The sequence below is a fragment of the Pseudomonas sp. GD03903 genome (assembly GCF_029840045.1).
Taxonomy (GTDB): domain Bacteria; phylum Pseudomonadota; class Gammaproteobacteria; order Pseudomonadales; family Pseudomonadaceae; genus Pseudomonas; species Pseudomonas pseudonitroreducens.
The window spans coordinates 116,423-131,529 of sequence record NZ_JAOCBT010000007.1 but is presented as its reverse complement, the minus strand read 5'-3'; the positions used below and the strand labels follow the sequence as shown (position 1 = coordinate 131,529).

Sequence of the window (15,107 nt, the reverse complement as noted above, 5' to 3'; positions counted from 1 at the left end):
CCCATGCGCTCTCTTACCCTGCATCTGAAGGTCCTGATCGCCATCCTGCTGACGCTGGGCGTCGCGATCACTGCCTACCAGATCTTCGTCCTCGGCATTCCCATGACCGAGGCCGAGACCGACGACCTGTGGAACATCGACGCCAAGGTCGAGTTCGTGGCCACGCCGAAGACCCCGGTGAAGGTGCAGATGTTCGTGCCACCGCTGACCCAGGACTACGTCAGCCTCAACGAGAGTTTCGTCTCCAACAACTACGGCGTGGGTATCAACCGCTCCGACGGCAACCGCAAGGTCACCTGGTCCTCGCGTCGCGCCACCGGCCAGCAGACGCTCTACTACCGCCTGGTGCTGACCAAGCGCTACGCCGGCGCCAGTGAAAAGGCCAAGGAAAAGGGCCCGATCTTCCGCGACAGCCTGCCCCTGGAAGGCCCGGACAAGATCGCCGCCGAAGCCCTGATCGCGCCCATCCGCCAGCACTCGGCGGACGTCGAGACCTTCGTCAGCGAAGCCATCAAGCGCGCCAACAACCTCAATGACGACAACGTGAAGCTGCTACTGGCCGGCGATACCAGCCTGGACAAGCGCTCCCACGTGGTCGAGACCCTGCTCGCGGTGGCCCATGTGCCGCTGGAGCGCGTGCACACCATCCGCCTGGTGGCCAACCAGCCGCAGCAGCCCGAACTCTGGCTGCGTAGTTACAACGGCAAGGAGTGGCTGTACTTCAACCCGGAAACCGGCGAACGCGGCCTGCCCAACGACCGCCTGATCTGGTGGCTGGGTGACGAGAGCCTGCTGTCCATCGAGGGCGGCAAGAAAGCCACGGTCAACTTCAGCCTCAACAGCAGCGAGATGAACGCCATCCGCCTGGCCAAGCTGTCGGACGAGAACACCGACGCGGCCTTCCTCGAGTACTCGCTGTACGGCCTGCCGCTGTCCACCCAGCAGACCTTCCAGATCATGATCATGATCCCGTTTGGCGTGCTGGTGATCCTGATCCTGCGCAACCTGATCGGCCTGCAGACCCTGGGTACCTTCACCCCGGTGCTGATCGCCCTGGCCTTCCGCGAGACCGGCCTGCAGTGGGGTATCGGCCTGTTCACGGTGATCACCGCGCTGGGCCTGTCGCTACGCTCCTACCTGGAACACCTGAAGTTGCAGATGCTGCCGCGCCTGTCGGTGGTACTGACCTTCGTGGTGGTGATGATCGCCGCCATCAGCCTGCTCAGCCACAAGCTCGGTTTCGAGAGTGGCCTGTCGGTCGCCCTGTTCCCGATGGTGATCCTGACCATGAGCATCGAACGCCTGTCGATCACCTGGGAAGAGCGCGGCGCCGCCCACGCCATGAAGGCCGCCATCGGCACCCTGTTCGCTGCCGCCCTGGCGCACATCCTGATGCGCGTCCCGGAACTGGTGTATTTCGTGTTCACCTTCCCGGCCGTGCTGCTGATTCTGGTGTCGTTCATGCTGGCGATGGGTCGCTACCGCGGGTACCGCCTGACCGAACTGTTCCGCTTCAAAGCCTTCCTCAAGGACTAAGCCATGTTCGGCCTGATCAAGCGATGGAAAGCCCTGGAAGCCAAAGGCATCATGGGCATCAACCGACGCAACGCGGACTACGTGCTCAAGTACAACCAGCGGCACCTGTACCCGATCGTCGATGACAAGATCATCACCAAGCAGCGCGCCATCGAAGCGGGCATCCACGTACCGGAAATGTACGGGATCATCTCCACCGAGAAGGAGATCGAACGCCTGCCGGAAATCATCGGCGAGCGCAGCGACTTCGTCATCAAGCCGGCGCAGGGCGCCGGCGGCGACGGCATCCTGGTGATCGCCGACCGCTTCGAGGAACGCTACAAGACGGTCTCCGGGCGGATCATCAGCCATGAGGAAATCGAGCACCAGCTGTCGAGCATCCTTACCGGCCTGTACTCCCTGGGCGGCCACCGCGACCGCGCACTGATCGAGTACCGGGTGACCCCGGACCAGATCTTCAAGAGCATCAGCTACGAAGGCGTGCCGGACATCCGCATCATCGTGCTGATGGGCTACCCGGTGATGGCGATGCTGCGCCTGCCGACTCGGCAGTCCAACGGCAAGGCCAACCTGCACCAGGGCGCCATCGGCGTGGGTGTGGACCTGGCCACCGGCCTCACGCTGCGCGGCACCTGGCTGAACAACAAGATCAGCAAGCACCCGGACACCACCAATGCGGTGGATGGCGTGCAACTGCCCAACTGGGACGGCTTCATGAAGCTCGCCGCCGGCTGCTATGAACTCTGCGGCCTGGGCTACATCGGCGTGGACATGGTGCTGGACCAGGACAAGGGCCCGCTGATCCTCGAACTCAACGCCCGCCCCGGCCTGAACATCCAGATCGCCAACGACTGCGGCCTGACCCTGCGCACCCATGCCGTCGAGGCGCACCTCGCCGAGCTGGAGGCCAAGGGCGTGAAGGAGACGGTGGAAGAGCGCGTGCGCTTCTCCCAGCAGCTCTTCGGCCACGTGCATCCGAAGGAAGTCTGAGGCGCCCTGACCCATGAAAAAGCCCGGCGAATGCCGGGCTTTTTCATGGGCAGCCGCTGCGCTGCAATCCCGTAGGGCGCATAACCTGGAACAGGTTATCCGCCGGATACTCTATGGCGGATAACGCTGACGCGTTATGCGCCCTACGCAACTGGGCGGTTCGCGAGCAAGAACTAGGCGTCCCCCTCGGTCCTACGAAAAGCGGGCAGAGCAGGCGAAACTCAGCGCACCACGGCCAGCTCGAAGCCGCCCTGGTCGCCGTGCTCGCGCACCTTCATCCCCGCCTCGTTCACCGCCAGGTCTTCCAGCGGGCGCTTGTAGGGCTTGTTGTCGAGGGTCTGCAGGCTGCGGTCCTCGTCGGTGGTGAGCAGCAACACGTAGCGCTCACCCTGGTTGGCGCGCACCGGTACCGTGCCCTCGATGAAGGCGTAGCGGTACCAGGTTTCCGGATTGAGCTTGTACACCGCGTCGCTCACCAGCCGGGTCGGGCGCTTCTGTTCATCCAGGAACAGCAGCGATGGGTAGACCACCTGGTGATTAGCGAAGCTGCGCACGCGCAAGCCGTAGACGCGCTGGGAGCTGGGCAGCTTCATCGCGACGAAATAGCTCTTGCCCATGGGGAAGTCGAAGCTCGGCGAGAACTTGTTCAGCTCTTCATAGCGCGGCTCCTCCGCCGACAGCTCGGTAAAATCGCCATCCCCCATCTGGTCGCAGCAACGCCGCTGCAGATCGACGTAGAGGTCATCCAGGGTCTTGCCGCTGCCCTTGAGCAACGCCTTCATGGCGTCGGTCTGTTCGCCCGCGCCATCGAGCCCCGGCAGGTTGTTCGGACGCGCCTTCAGGTCGATCTGGCGGCCTTCGGTGAAGGCGATATTGCTGCCGCCCTGCTCGCCCCGACGGAAGGTTTCGCCGCGCTGCTCCGCGGTGATCGGCGAGTTGCGCACCTGTCCCTTGTCATCGACCCAGGTGAAGTACGGGCTGCCGTTCTCGCTGCGCACGAAGCCGCGGTCCTCGTAGGATTCCGCATCGATGTACTCGGAGGAATGGTCGCCATTGGGCAGCACATAGTCGGCGCGACCGGGCGCTACCTGGCCGGCGGCGTAGAAGCTGTTCTGCAGGTTGCCCTGGGCGTCGACCCAGGTGAAGTAGCGCCGCTTGCTTTCCCCCGCCGGCCGGCTGCCCGGCCATTGCGTGGCGCTGAGGTCGATCAGCCGCGCACGATCGCTCTGGTCGATGCGCTTGTCCGCCTGGCGCTGCTGCTGGGCGTAATTGGCGTCGACGAAGGTGTTGTGCACCTGGCCGCTGTCGTCGATCCACGACAGGTAACGGCCGCTGGCAGCCTGCGCCGAGGCACTCAGGCCGATGGCGGCGCAGCAGGAAATCAGGAGGGTCAGCCTGCTCATGTTCTCGCCCTCAGAAGGTGGTGCGGTAAGTCATGGCGAAGACGTATGCCTTCACCGTGGTGCTGACGTCTAGGCCGGCATAAGGGTTGTAGACCAGGTTGTCGATGCCGGTGCAGTTGATGTTGCAGCTGCTGCCCGCCTTGATGCTCTGCTTGGAGACGAAATAGTTGAAGCCCAGGTCGATCACCGTGTCCTTGTCCCACTGATAGCCCAGGCCCAGACCATAGAGGTCGGCGTCGCCAATCGGCACCAGGGCGTCGGCCTTGTCCTTGGGAATCGCCGAGGGACGGTACTCGTAGCCCGCACGCAGTTGCAGGCGGTCGTTGACGTCGTACTGCACGCCCATGGCGTAGCTCCAGGTGTCCTGGTAACCGCGGTCGAGGATGATGCTGTGGTCGGTGGCGCCGTTGGGCGCGAAGTTCTTGGCGATGCGCAGCAGGTCGAGCTCCTTGTCGAACTCGATTTCCAGTTTGTTCCAGTCGCTGTAGTCGGTCCACTTCAGGTCGAAGTTGAACTGCCACTTGTCGAACGGGCGCACCTTGATGCCAGTGGAGAAGCTGTCCGGGTTGACCATGTTCAGCGTCGCCACGCCGTGTTCTTCCTCGGCGTTGCCATAGGGGAACAGCGGGCTGAGGAAGGCGCCGAACACCGAACTCTGCATGCCCGACCAGAAGCCCTGCCAGTCCTTGGTGTAGTCGACGCGGTACTTGCCCTTGAGGTGCATGCGCGACTCGCTCTGGTAGGTCGCGCCCCAGGCGAGCCAGTCATAGGGTTCCCAGAGCACGCCCAGGTTGAAACTCGGCGAGAGGGTCTGCTGCATGTCCAGCTTGAGGTTGGCCAGCGAATCATAGGGGCCGATGCGCCCGCCGCAGACGTTGAACACCAGCTCGACGATTTCCTGGGCGCCGGGCACGCAGGTGGTGTCGTGCAGGGTCTGCAGCAGCCCCGTGAGCAGGCCCGGGTTGCGGAAGTCGGTATCCAGCGCCATGGCCTGGTGCGAGAAGCCGACGCTCAGCCCCACCGACAGGTCGTCGTTGACCTCGTAGCCCACCGATGGCGAGAAGTAGGTGATGCGTTGCAGCGAGACGCGGCGGCCTTCATAGCGCGCCGGGTCACTGTCGGAATCACGCGAATAGCCCAGCGCCTGGGGTGCGTAGACGTTGGTGGCGAAGGTGAATTTGGAGCCCGGCGGGTTGATCGACAGGCCCGCCAGCGGCGCCACCAGCAGCGGCATGTCGGTCATGCCGCCGAGGCCCGGCAGGTACATGGTCGGCGTCAGGGTACGGCTGTTCTCGCCGGCCACCGGATCGTCGTCCAGGCCGAATGCCGAGGAGCCGTAGTCCGGCGGCGCCTTGAAGCCCGCGCGGATATCCATGACCCCGGTGATCAGCTTGATCTGGGTCTGGCGGCCCTTGAGCTTGGTCAGGGCAGCGGGGTTGTAGTGCACCGCATCGATACCGGTGGAGTCGGCCGTGACCGCGTTGGCCATGGCCATGGCCTTGGGGTTGCCGATGGTCAGGTCGTTGGCCAACTGGGCCTGGGCGAGCGTCGCCCAGCCAAACCCTACCCCTGCCATCGCCACCGCGAGGGGCGAAATGCGCATAGTCATGTGGTGATCGCTCGTCGGTTACTGGGCTTTGAGGCCTTGGATATCCAGGGGCAGGGAAACCCCCAGCAGTACATCCGGCGAGTCTTCGGTCAGACCGAAACCGGCGTTCACGTTGACGATGTAGTCCGGCGATGTTCGCAGGCCGAGCGAGAAGTTCATGATCGCGCTGGTCTGCTCGGGCGCCTCGACCGTGCGGTCATTGAAGTAGTACTTGTTCTTGAACGAGTAGGCCATCTGGTACGAGGTGGCCAAGGAAACGTCGTAGGACAGCGCGTACGCCATGCCCATGGCGAAGTTGAGGGTATCGCCCGGCACCACCTTCTCCAGCTCTTCGCCGAACTGGTTCTGGTGGATGTCGTCGACCTTCATGTTGTAGGTGTAACCGAGCGAGCCGTAGAGCACGACCGGGTCGATCACGTAGGACATGTTGGCCCCGGCGCCGAGACTGTAGTAACCAGCGCCGGTGGAGACATCGTCCTGCACGTTGCCCTTGTACGGGCTGTCGCCGGTGGGCAGGCCGAGCGTCGCATAGAGCGTGGTGACCGGCCGGCCACGACTCGCGGCCCAGGGCTGCCAGCGCAGCGTCGCGGAAATGTCACCGAGGCTGTAGGCATGGATGTCGCGCTCGGTGTCGTACTTGGCCACGAACGGCAGACGCATGCTGAAGGTCAGGTTGTCCCAGATGCCGTAGTCGAAGGTGAAGGAGTTGGTGAAGGTGTGCTGCGCCTCGCTCTGGGCCAGTACGCTGTAGACGTTCTCGCCACTGCGCACGGCCTGCAGGCGCGTGTCGCGCATCAGGGTGTAGTCAAAGCCGTAGGTCAGCTGGCGCTCACCCTTCTTGAGCAGGGTGTAGCTCTTCTCGGCGGCCTGGAATACCTGCTCCAGCGCCTTGGCGCTGTCGGCGTCGGTGTCCTTCTTGGCCAGCGCATCACGCGCGTCTTCGGTTGTCGCTTCTTCGGCGATGGCGCTGGTACTTGCCAGCAGGGCCAGAGCGGCAACGCACGCAAACCCCTTGAAATCCATGTTGCTATCCCCTGGTCTTGTTCTTATTCGTATGGGCCGATCGGGCGGTCACTTGCGCCGGATGTACTGGACATCTCCATTGGTGGCGGCTTCGCCAATCTGGTTCTGGGTGATCTTGCTCATCTCCGGAAACTCACGGAACGCCAGCAGGCTGACGGTGCGGTCATCCACCAGGCGCAGGTCGGCCTCGCGCAGCTCCAGGGCGTTCTTGGGCTCCTGGCCGCTGGGGTAGATGACGAAGAGCACGTTCTGGTCCCAGATCTCTTCGAAACGGGCGCGGGTGAAACTGATGTTGCCCAAGGCAGGATCGGCAACGAAAACGTGGTCGTTGTAGACGTCGCGGACCACGACGAAATGCTTGAAACCGGCATAGTGGATCGGCACCAGCGCCGGGTGTTCGAGCGAGTCCAGGTCGGAGAACTCGGCACGGAAGCCGCCACTCTTGTAGCCGAGTGCGGCGGCGTAGCGCTTCATGTCCAGAAGCGAGAAGCCACGGCGCTGGACGATCTTGTCGGCCTCGCCGTACTTGATCAGGCCTTCCATGACCTGACGCTCCTCCAGGTTGCGGCCCAGGTAGTAGTCCAGCAGCGTGGTCAACGCCGCCGAGCCACAGCTGTAGTCGTAGGCCTGGCGGATGACGTTGCGGAACTGCACCTGGCTCATCGGTTCGAGCTGGACCGATTCGCGGAAGGGACCGTTGGGCGTGAGCGGCTGCGAGATGTTCACTGTGCCTTGCTGTTGCGGCTTGGTATCCACGGCCTGGGTAAAACCGAACAGGCCCAGCAGGCTTCCCAGCAGAATCTCGAACATCCAGCCCCCTCTCTTCAATCCTGGAAGAACCTTGCCGGCAGGTGCCGGCAAGGGTTACCGCGCGTACAACCTCGGGATCAGTGACCCCAGACCTTCACGGTCGAACCGGCCAGGTTCAGGTTGGAAACGGTCAGCGAGCCAATGCTGGCTCCAGTGGTGCCAACCTTGACGGCGTCGATGGTGACGTCGCCGGTCACGGTGGGCAGGCCGATGGCCAGCTGCTGGGTTGCAACAGCGGTGCCGCCACCGGACGGGGTGATGCTGGTGGTGACCACGTCAACGGTCATCGGGGCGTTGTCGGCGATGGTTACGCTCGGCAGGTGGATACCCTGCAGGACCAGGGAGCCGCCGCCGGTGTCGGCGTCCTTGTAGGTGACAGCGCCGATGGAGGCGTTGAAGGTACCGGAAATGCTGATGCCATCCTGGCCGGTGATACCGGACAGTGCAGCGTCATCCATGGATTTCATGTCGGCATGTGCCAGGAACGGAGCGGCCAGAACTGCGCTTGCAAGAACCAGTTGCTTGATTTTCATTGTTATAACTCTCCAGTGTTCAGGTGGGGTTGCCCCAGGCACTGCAAGGGGCGTCCTACCCCGCTGCAGGTTGACCGGCTGCTGCCGATCTTCCAGACCCACGACTTCTTCCTTAGGCGCCGCGGGTATGGATTCGTGAAGCACGAAGCTTCGCGTCCTGATCTCCAAGCTACTGACCCGCCGTGAACCTGCCAGCCCATCCAAGGGATGGCGCAAAACCAACCGTCTGACTCAAGCTTCGCTGAGCAGTCCCAGACTCTTCCCCTTGAGTACCGCCTGGGTCCGGCTACGCACCCCCAGCTTGGCGAACAGGTTGTGCAGATGCCACTTGATGGTGGCCTCCGACAGATGCACCGCCTGGGCGATGTCGCGGTTCGACAAACCCGCCGCCACGAGCCGCAGAATCTCTCGTTCCCGGTGGCTAACATCCTGATTTTCATCGAAACTTTCCGGATCGACGGAAAGCCTGCGGCACTGTTCGCGGAGCATTTCCGCCACCCCCTGCCAGGCCGAGGCGCGCTTGGGTTCGGCGGCCTTCCAGGCCTCCCACAGCGGCAGCAGCCACAAGGCGTCATCCTGGAACAGTCGGCGGTAGCCCAGATTCCAGGCTTCTTCCAGGGTGGGAGCGAACAAAGCGAAGGCTTTTTCGCTGTTACCTTTCTGCCAATACGCCACAGAAAGTAACAGCGAAAGACGCAGCCGCCGGTCGCGCTGATAGGGCGAGGTAAAGCCCGCCAGGCAGGCTTCCAGACGCTGCTGCGCGCGCTCGGCGCGCCGCTCCGAAAGCGCCAGGCGCGCCTCGGCCAGAACCAGCGCGGTATGCGCGTCGGCGTAACGCTCGGCATTGAGCCCGGAGAGGTGCCGCTCCAGTTGCAGGCAGACCCGCTCGGCCTCGTTGGGGCGGCGCATCCACAGCAGCAATTGCACCTTGCAGCTCATCGCCAGCGCATGCACCCGCTCATAGCCCGGCGACTGCAGGCCAACCAGCCATTCGTCGAGCTGGGCCAACCCTTGCTCGGCCTCACCGGCGAAGAATCGCGCCTTGGCCATCACCAGCTTGCCGCGGCTGATCAGCTCCACAGGCGTTGCGACATCACGCCAGGTGGTAGCCAGCGGCAGTTCGGCGAGGATCGCCGCGTGGCGATCCTGCTCGTACAGCAGATCGGCATAGGCCAGCGACAGCGGCCCGCCGACCCGGCTGCGCCGGCCGAAGACCCGCTCCACGCGGCTGCGCGCGCTCTCGGCGATGGTCCGGCCGCGCTCCAGTTCGCCGCGCTCCTTGCAGATCAGCGCCTCGATCATACTGACCACCACCTGCAGGTATTCGCTATCGGCCATGCGCAGGCAATCGCGCGCGACCCCGATGGCGGTTGCCGCCTCGGCGTAGTCGCCCAGCAGCGCATAGGCCGCCGCCTGGATGCACGAGAGGCTGGCACGGAACACCGGCTGGTTGCCCGGCACCAGCGCCAGCCACTGGCGAGCGACCTTCAGGCACGCCTCCAGCTTGTCCTGGTAGAGCAGCACCAACGCCTTCAGCACCTGGGCCACGGCGAGCAACTCGGCCATGCCGAAGTGGCGCACCTTGCCCTGGCCTTGCAGCAACCGGGCGCTGAGCTCTTCGATCAGCGCCTCGGCCTCGGCGAACTTCTGCTCGAAGGCCAGTTGCCAGGCGTAGAAGATCTGGAACACCGGATGCTCGCGGATCACCTCGGCGGGAATACTGCCGAGCATCCCGAGGATGCCGTAGACGCGGTTGCCGGCGATCAGCTTGGCGCCCTGGCGCTCCAGCAGATCGGCGGCAAAGGCATAGTCACGCGCACGCAGCGCGTACTTGATCGCGCGGTCGGCCATATCGCGCCCCTCGCACCAGCGTGCAGCGGCGTGCAGCAGCGGCGTCGGGTCAGAGTTGCGCGCCAGTCGGCCCTGGAGGAATTCGGCGAACAGGTGGTGATAGCGGAACCACTCGCGCTGGTCATCCAGCGGAATGATGAACAGTTGCTCGTTCTGCAGCCGCATCAGCATGTCCAGGCCATCGCGGCGGCCGGTCAGGGCGTTGCACAGTTCAGCGCAGAACTCATCGAGCACCGAGGTCTGGTCGAGGAACTGCTGCAGCGGTTCGGGCAGGCTGCGCAGCACGTCCTCGGCCAGGTAATCGGCAAGATCGCGTTCGGTGCCGGTGAGGCCCTTGAGCAGCGCGGCCCGATCCGGGTTGCGCGCCAGTGCCAGCGCCGCCAGATGCAGCGCGGTGATCCAGCCCTCGGTGCGTTTGTGCAGCAACTTGAGCTCGCTGTCGCTCAGGGTCAGGCCCTTGAGTTCGGTGAGGAAGGTGTCGGTTTCCTCGCGGGTCAGGCGCAGGTCGTCGCCGCTGAGGCAGAAGGCCAGTGGCGCCAGCCCCGGCTCATCCACCAGGAACCGCGGGCGGTAGCGGGTGCTGGTCACCAGGCGAATGTTGTCCGGCAGGTGCTCGATCAGGTACCGCGCGCCATGGGCCAGCGCCGGGTGGCGGATCTGGTGGAAATCGTCGAGCAACAGGTAGAGCGGCCCGTCCAGACGCCGCAGGTCGGAAAGGAAGGCATCGATGATGCCCTCCAGCGGCAGGGTCATGTCCGACTGCAGCAGGTTCGAGGTGTTGGTGCCGAAGTCTGCCTCGACGCTGCGAATGCTTGCCACCAGGTACTGCACCAGGCGCTGCGGTTCGCTGTCGCCCTCGTCGCAGGACATCCAGGCGACCCGTGCACCGCCCTCCAGCAAGCGCTGGCGGAACAGGCTGAGGATGGTGCTTTTGCCGAAGCCGGCCGGCGCGCTGAGGATCAGCACGCGCTGCAGGCGGTTGGCATACAAGCGATCAATCAGCGCGCGGCGCGGCAGCAGCGAATCGCTGTCGGTGCGCGGCGGGAACAGTTTGGTGCGCAGCAGCGGCATGGGCTGCTGCGGCAGTGTGGTCAGGGTCGTCATGTCAGAGCAGACTCAGCTCGCGGGCACGGCGTATCGCTTGGGTCCGATTGCGCACCTTGAGCTTCTCGTAGATGTTGTGCAGGTGCCATTTGACGGTGCCCAGGGCCAGCGACAACTGCTGGCCGATCTCCTCGTTGGAGAGTCCCTGGGCCGCCAGGCATACCACCTCGCGCTCGCGGTCGGTCAGACCTTCTTCGAGCACCTCGGGCGACCTGCGTGCTTCCTGCCCCGGCCAGACAGTCAACATTCCGCGAATGAAGACCTGCAGCGCCGGTTGTCGCTCGGTGGACTCCAGTTGCTGCAGCAACTGGCGAATCCCCTCGCCTTCCTCGATGAAAATGCTCCGCACCCCTTCCCGCTCGGCACCGACCAGGCATTGGCCGAGCAGGCTGTGGGAACGCTCCTGGTATCCCAGGCGCTGGTAGCTCAGGGCCGCCAGCAGGTCCAGGCGCAGCCGTTGCAGGCCGTGCCAGCCCGGCTGGAGCATGCCGCGCAGCTGGGTGATTTCGTGCAACGCCTCGCTGAAATGCCCACGCGCCTGGAGCAGGCGCACGCGGCTGATGCCCTGTACCCAGAGCACCGGGTTGAACGGCATCTGCTTGTAGTGGCTGGCGAGCTTGGCCCAGTCGATTGCCTTGAGTCGCTGTTCGGCGCGCTTGCAGCGATCGGTGGCGGTTTCCTGGAGGATCAGGTTGATCTCCTCGCCCACCGCCATGGCGAAGAAGCGCCAGGACTGGTTGCGCGAGGCCAGGGTCTGCATCAGCCCGAGGGTGGCCAACGCCTCCTTGCCGCGCCCCTGCAAGCGCTGGATGCGTGCCAGGCATTGCATGCCCTGGGCGTACAGGTCGATGGGGTTGACCACATCGACACGCCCCAGCGCCCAGCGCAGGCGTTCTTCCAGGCCGTCCAGCTCGGTACGGTAGTAGGCGGTCAGCGCTTCGGCGATGGCCGGCAGCGCCAGGGCCTGGGAGCGCTTGTCGAACAGCGGCATGGCCTGTTCGCGCACCCGTTCGATGAGCATCTGCGCCTGCTTGACCTGGCCCTGCTCCAGCGCCAGCACGACCTCGATCGTGCACTGCTGCATGTGCAGGTAGCGGCCATCGAGAAAGTGGTTGCGCTGTTGCGCCAGCCCCATCAATCGACGCGCCTGCTCCGCCTGGCCGCGCACGACCTGGGCGAAGGCCCCGATCAGCAGGATCGCACCTTCGAGAAACGCCGAGTTCTGCCCCAGTTGGCTCTCCACCTTGCGTGCCAGGGTGATGCACTGCTCGAGGTCATCCTTCTGCAAGGCCAGCACGGCTTTCACCGCCAGCGCCGACAGGTACTGGTTGCCCATCGGGCCGTTGCCGCGCGAGTCGCCCCAGCGCGCCAGCAACTCATCGATCATGCGGTTGGCTTCAGGCAGGCTGAGCTCGGTGGCACGGGTCCAGACGTCGCTGAGCACCAGGATCGGGTAGCGTTCGGCGATCTCGTTAGGCACGTGCTTGCGCCAGCGCGAGATCAGGTAGAGCTGGCCGCGGTTGATCAGTTCCAGGCCGCAGCCATCGACCAGCGCGGCGAGCATCTCCGGGTCCTCGGCGAGGCAGGCGTGCTCGATGGCCAGGGTCGGCATGTGGTGGTTGGTGAACCACAGGCTGGCGTTGAAATGCAGTTGCTTGAAGCGCTCCGGGTCGCGCTCGCGCAGGCGGGCGCGGAGGAAGTCGGCGAACAGCTGGTGGAAGCGGTACCACTGGCGGTCACGATCCAGCGGCAGGAGGAACAGCTGCATGCTGTCCAGGTGCTCCAGCAGCGCCTGGCCGTCCTGGCGACCGGTCAGGGTATTGGCCAGGTCGCCATTCAGCCGATTGGCAATCCCCAGGGACAGCAATGCGTCCTGCACGTCTGCCGGCAGGCGCTCGAACACCGCACGCAGCAGGTAGTCACCCACCGCCGCCTTGTCGCTGCTGAGCAGCTTGAGGTCTTCGGGCGCGCCGGGCTGCTGGCGCAACCACAGGCTGACCAGGTGGACCCCTGCCATCCAACCTTCGGTCTGGTTGTGCAGCGACTGCAGGCAGCTATCTTCGAGTTGCAGGCCATCACGGGCCAGGTATTCGCGGGTTTCGTCGCGGGACAGGCGCAGCTCGTCCTGGCCGATTTCCAGCAGCAGCCCCTTGGCGCGCCAGGTGGCGAGGTTCAGCGGTGGCTGGGAACGGCTGCCGATGGCCAGGGTGAGGCCGGGCGGCGCGTACTGCACCAGGCGATTGAGGCCGGCGAAGACGTCGGAATGGGTGATCTCATGCAGGTCGTCGAGTACCAGCAGGACCTTGCGCTCGTCGCGGGAGAGGTCCATCAGCAGGCTTTCCATGACCGCGACCACAGGCACGCGCATGGTGTTGCGCACGTAGCCCAGCGCATCCTCGCCGGTGCCGGGCACGGCAGTGGCCAGGGCCTGGATGAGCTTCAGGCAGAAACGGCCGGGGTCGTCGTCGTCGCTCTCCAGGGAGAGCCAGGCGACCTGGTGGCCTTCGCTCGCACGCTTGCCGGCCAGCGCCGCCAGTGCAGTGGTCTTGCCGAAACCGGCGGGCGCCGAGAACGACAGTATCGAGGCATAGGGATGACGGTCCAGGGCATTCTGGACCTCAGGACGAATCAAATAATCAGCAGGCACCCGAGGGGGTGTTAATCTGGAGCGCAGAAGGCTGCCGGCTGCGGGTTCGAGCACTACATCCACGGCCTGTATCCCTGTGTCATTATCGTTGTTGGTACGGAGCACTGTCCGCGTGGGATTCGTCACTTCTTATCAGAATGCTTTTCCGACGTAAACTGAAGAAATAGCTCTAGGATCGATACTTCAGCCGACCTGATCACCTCATTTGCCTGCACGCTGTTACCCATGCCTGACTGTTTCCTGCACCCGCTTCCCTACCGGGAAGACCCGGGTGAACGCTTCGCCCTGATCCATCGGGCGCCCGGCGCCGTACTCCTCGACGCCGGTCGACCCATTGCCACACGTGGACGCTATGACCTTCTGAGCGCCTGGCCATTGGCAGAACTGGCACCAACCGCCGACGAATCGGCCAAGAGCTTTTTTGCCCGCGCAAGAACCGCCTTGCAGAGCCTGGGCGAGGCGAATGTCCCCGACGATTGCAAACTGCCATTCGTCGGCGGAATGATCGGTTATCTCGGTTATGACTTTGGCCGGCGCGTCGAGCACCTGCCCGAGCCGAACCTCGATGACCTTGCCTTGCCCGACGCACGCCTGGGGCTGTACGCCTGGGCGCTTGTCAGCGATCACGAGGAGCGCAGCAGCCAGCTGGTGTTCCATCCCGCGCTGGCGGCGAATGAGCGCAAGCGCCTGATCGCGCTGTTCGAAGGCCCCCGCGACGACCAGGCCCTGGCGCCTTTCCGCCTCGGCGCGCCATTCCGTCCGGACCAGAGTCGCGAGCAGTACCGCGAGGCGCTGGAGCGCGTGCACGGCTACATCCTCGCGGGCGACTGCTACCAGGTGAACTACACCCAGCGCTTCCGCGCGCCCTGCAGTGGCTCACCCTGGCTGGCCTACCGTGCGCTGCGCGAGGCCTGTCCTACGCCGTTTGCCGGTTACCTGGCATTGCCTGAAGGCGCCGTCCTCAGCCTGTCGCCGGAGCGTTTCATCCAGCTCCACGGCAAGCAGGTGGAAACCCGCCCGATCAAGGGCACCCGTCCGCGCGGTGAGACGCCCGAAGCCGACCGGCAGAACGCCGAAGCCCTGCTCGCCAGCGAGAAGGACCGCGCCGAGAACCTGATGATCGTCGACCTGCTGCGCAACGATCTGGGCCGCAGCTGCCGCCCCGGCAGCGTGCGCGTACCCGAGCTGTTCGCCGTGGAGACCTATCCCAACGTTCATCACCTGGTGAGCAGCGTGCGCGGCGAACTGGCAGACGACAAGGACGCGCTGGACCTGCTCGAAGGCAGCTTCCCCGGCGGCTCCATCACCGGCGCGCCGAAGGTCCGCGCCATGCAGATCATCGACGAACTGGAGCCGACCCGGCGCAGCATCTACTGCGGCAGCCTGCTCTACCTCGACGTGCGCGGCGAGATGGACAGCTCCATCGCCATCCGCACCGTACTGGTGAAGGACGGCCAGGCCAGTTGCTGGGCGGGCGGCGGTATCGTGGCCGACTCCAGCTGGGAGGAAGAATACGAGGAGTCGCTGACCAAGGTGGGCGTGCTGCTGCGCACCCTGGAAAGCCTGTGAGGCTCGCTCGGATCGCCAGTTACCTGTAGGAG

10 protein-coding genes are annotated in these 15,107 nt (G+C 64.6%); 3 read left to right on the top strand and 7 right to left on the bottom strand.

Annotation, left to right across the window (positions count from 1 at the left end; genetic code table 11):
* Positions 1-3 precede the first annotated feature (3 nt).
* Positions 4-1,536: an inactive transglutaminase family protein gene (locus N5C91_RS13400; RefSeq protein ID WP_236174477.1), complete on the top strand. Its 1,533-nt coding sequence runs from the start codon at positions 4-6 to the stop codon at positions 1,534-1,536.
* A 3-nt stretch (positions 1,537-1,539) separates the two neighbouring features.
* On the top strand, positions 1,540-2,526 hold the full coding sequence (locus N5C91_RS13395; RefSeq protein ID WP_081520580.1) for an alpha-L-glutamate ligase-like protein: 987 nt from the start codon (positions 1,540-1,542) through the stop codon (positions 2,524-2,526).
* A gap of 221 nt (positions 2,527-2,747) precedes the next feature.
* On the opposite strand, the gene N5C91_RS13390 is transcribed toward N5C91_RS13395, so the two are convergent.
* From N5C91_RS13390 to N5C91_RS13360, 7 genes are all read right to left on the bottom strand, one after another.
* Positions 2,748-3,929 carry a MalM family protein gene (locus tag N5C91_RS13390; protein WP_236174478.1) on the bottom strand — a complete coding sequence of 394 codons (1,182 nt, stop codon included), beginning with the start codon at positions 3,927-3,929 and terminating at the stop codon, positions 2,748-2,750.
* 10 nt (positions 3,930-3,939) lie between these two features.
* A complete protein-coding gene (locus N5C91_RS13385) occupies positions 3,940-5,538 on the bottom strand; it encodes an outer membrane protein transport protein (RefSeq protein ID WP_236174479.1) in 1,599 nt (532 codons plus the stop codon).
* An 18-nt stretch (positions 5,539-5,556) separates the two neighbouring features.
* Positions 5,557-6,561, bottom strand: a complete 1,005-nt coding sequence (locus N5C91_RS13380; protein ID WP_236174480.1) for a transporter — start codon at positions 6,559-6,561, stop codon at positions 5,557-5,559.
* 48 nt (positions 6,562-6,609) lie between these two features.
* The gene (locus tag N5C91_RS13375; RefSeq protein WP_236174481.1) at positions 6,610-7,371 is read right to left on the bottom strand and encodes a C39 family peptidase; all 762 of its coding nucleotides are present in this window, start codon (positions 7,369-7,371) and stop codon (positions 6,610-6,612) included.
* Positions 7,372-7,448: 77 nt separating this feature from the next.
* Complete coding sequence (locus tag N5C91_RS13370; RefSeq protein WP_236174482.1) at positions 7,449-7,904, bottom strand: DUF6160 family protein; 456 nt, start codon at positions 7,902-7,904, stop codon at positions 7,449-7,451.
* A 231-nt stretch (positions 7,905-8,135) separates the two neighbouring features.
* Positions 8,136-10,859 carry a helix-turn-helix transcriptional regulator gene (locus N5C91_RS13365; protein ID WP_236199728.1) on the bottom strand — a complete coding sequence of 908 codons (2,724 nt, stop codon included), beginning with the start codon at positions 10,857-10,859 and terminating at the stop codon, positions 8,136-8,138.
* A gap of 1 nt (position 10,860) precedes the next feature.
* On the bottom strand, positions 10,861-13,569 hold the full coding sequence (locus N5C91_RS13360; RefSeq protein WP_236174484.1) for a helix-turn-helix transcriptional regulator: 2,709 nt from the start codon (positions 13,567-13,569) through the stop codon (positions 10,861-10,863).
* Between the two features lie 162 nt (positions 13,570-13,731).
* Between N5C91_RS13360 and pabB the strand changes: the two genes are divergently transcribed.
* The gene (pabB, locus tag N5C91_RS13355; protein WP_279830093.1) at positions 13,732-15,075 is read left to right on the top strand and encodes an aminodeoxychorismate synthase component I; all 1,344 of its coding nucleotides are present in this window, start codon (positions 13,732-13,734) and stop codon (positions 15,073-15,075) included.
* Positions 15,076-15,107: the final 32 nt, after the last annotated feature.